Annotated in this window: 3 protein-coding genes; 2 read left to right on the plus strand and 1 reads right to left on the minus strand. The window is 40.4% G+C overall.

The genetic code is table 11. The features are described 5' to 3' along the window. On the plus strand, positions 1-1,056 hold a 1,056-nt coding region (locus tag AC6B99_RS33235; RefSeq protein ID WP_496665168.1), incomplete at its 5' end, for a hypothetical protein. A gap of 5 nt (positions 1,057-1,061) precedes the next feature. On the opposite strand, the gene AC6B99_RS33240 is transcribed toward AC6B99_RS33235, so the two are convergent. Continuing rightward, complete coding sequence (locus AC6B99_RS33240) at positions 1,062-1,244, minus strand: helix-turn-helix domain-containing protein (protein ID WP_494862976.1); 183 nt, start codon at positions 1,242-1,244, stop codon at positions 1,062-1,064. A 31-nt stretch (positions 1,245-1,275) separates the two neighbouring features. On the opposite strand from AC6B99_RS33240, the gene AC6B99_RS33245 reads away from it, so the two are divergent. Next, entirely contained in the window at positions 1,276-1,794 is a 519-nt protein-coding gene (locus AC6B99_RS33245) for a hypothetical protein (protein WP_494863505.1), read from the plus strand. Positions 1,795-2,027 lie beyond the last annotated feature (233 nt).

Genomic DNA, 2,027 nt, shown 5'->3' on the forward strand with positions numbered 1-2,027 from the left:
GCAATGAGAGAACTCGACCACTATAGCGAGGGTAAGGAAATTCGAGGATTTTCATCTGCAACGATTTGTCCATTTACTCCGATAGTTACTGTGCAAAAGCAATTTGGTGACGACCAGTTTACATATACAGGTAAGGTAACGTTCAGGCTAGCCGCCTTGCCCTCTAATTATAGACGGAAATTCATTAAAAATTTCCGATGGGGGCTGAACATGGAAGGCGTGAAAGTATCAATAGACCGTATTGTTGTGGATTTTATGAATGTACAGTGGACGTTCTTTAATCCACTTCGTCAAAGACTATGTCATTACTGCAATGCCGCATTCTACGTGAAAGATAGAGGATTTAAGTATCATGTAAGAGTGAGGGAAGGCAGATATTGGGTGCATCTTTCTTATCAGCTCGTCTATGCAAAAATGGCAAGGAAGCATACGCTTCGGCTAGAATGTCCGCCGGAATCGCTCATTCACTTTCGTTCGTGGATTTCTGAGATTGGGAATCACGCGACAGACATTATGCATGTTCGTTCCGAGGTGGCTTTTGACATCCCATTGTCTTTATCTGAACTGTTCGTTCTGTCGTTGACTGGGCGGAACATGAAGAAAAGAAAGGGAACGTATTACTCAAACGAGCGTTATCAACGGCAAGTTGCCGGATATTGCAGGGTGTATGACAAAAGGTTGGAACTGTTACAAAGGCGAGGAATAGCCATTGAAGGAGAATTAACGAGGTTTGAAATCGTGTATAAGCCGGATGACAAGATACCGATGGACAAGCTTGTTCAGCATTCACCTGAGTTCGGTAGGTTATATCTATGCGCCCATGCAACTGAACTTGAACAAGTAAAGCCAAAGTTGTTGCGGCAGGTTCAAGGCATGATGCGTGGTGAACTGGAGCAGAAGGACGTGACTTACTATTATCGGAGTCAGATAAAAGCAGAGATGAGCAAACGTACTGTTCTTGACTTCAATACGGTAGCGGTGGAACAATGGCAAGAAGCAATAACCATTCCATGTGCCATTTTGGGCGGCGTAATCAGCAAAGTCCCTGTCGCATAGTAAGGCTAGTCATCCTCCATGACAATCAGTTCATGGATATGAATATCCAATACGTTGCAAATCTGCTCCAAGGTGCTGATGTAGATTCTGTCGGTTGTTTCTCTACATAGAGCATTAATCGTACCCGGACGCATATTGACCATTGCGGCTAACTGGCGTTGAGATATGTCACGTTCGTCTAACCGCATCGCAACATTATTATTTCAAATGAATAGGATGATGAATTTGGAAATAAATCTTAAAAGAACTTATGGTGTGATTAAGCACAATATGTCAACAGAACAAATTGCAGACTTGTTAAGTTTACTCACCGTAAATGATTCGATATTATTGTTTTCCTTTTATGAAAGGAATATGGAGTTATTTGACGCAAGTACACAGGATTTTATCTGGAAGAGATGTGTTTTTGAGAATTCTGAATGGGTATTACCATGGAGTGAAACTCCACCACATTGGGATGAACCCAATCAAACACCGCCGAAAATCATATGGTTTTCGGTATTACAAAAAGAAGATATAATTCAAGCAATCAAAATTGATAACTTATTTAGATGTATTGTTATTAAGAAGGGGGCAATATTTGAACAATATTCTACTGTGTTATTTCATCAGGAATATTATTCTTCTATTGATGAGGAAGATTACGATTATTATTTAGGTTTTACAAATAAGGATTTGTTTCTTGCTAATTCATTGGATGAGATTAAAAAGAGATTCGAGGTCTTATTAATAGAATAGCTAATCTGAAGACCTTAAGGGCGGCAACCCTTAAGGTCTTTCTTTTGCCCCCACCCAGTGCCGAGTGAATCGGGTGGCATATACAGGAAGAACTTAACCCTCATCACCTCCGTATGATATTTCTCCGAAACAACTGTACGCACACACAAAATGCTTGATAATATAACCCCTTTGTCTAAATCTGCATTCCCGTTATAGCCTTAAAATCGTCAGATACCACCGTATTTGAATGT

The organism is Paenibacillus liaoningensis (assembly GCF_059609455.1).